General features: G+C 56.1%; 1 pseudogene. It reads left to right on the forward strand.

Features of this window, described 5'->3' with window-relative positions:
* Positions 1 to 224 (forward strand): annotated as a pseudogene (locus MKL09_RS32360) (IS3 family transposase); the annotation flags it as partial.
* Positions 225 to 355 lie beyond the last annotated feature (131 nt).

Raw genomic sequence — 355 nt, forward strand, 5'->3', positions numbered from 1 at the left:
GCGTGATCGAGGCGCTGGCGGAGGCGATGTGCCTACACGGCATCCCGGAACACATCCGCTGCGACAATGGTCCCGAGATGATCTCCAAGGCGCTGCGCAAATGGGTCGCCAAAACTGGCTCACAGATCCAGTACATCGCACGACAAACTTGCGTCGAACCGCACATTTTTCATGCCGCGCAGGCTTCAAAATATCAAGCCCTGCACAGATCCGAGTCGAATCGCTGCAAGTGCGGTGTTCTTAGTTATCCGTTAGTTGGTTTTGTTAAATCGGCGCTGCAAGACTGCCGGATCGGCAGTCTATAGATCGATAACAGAACGATCGCAGAGCGGCCGGTACACCTGTCCGGGCGACC

This window comes from Methylobacterium sp. J-048 (assembly GCF_022829515.1).
GTDB lineage: Bacteria > Pseudomonadota > Alphaproteobacteria > Rhizobiales > Beijerinckiaceae > Methylobacterium.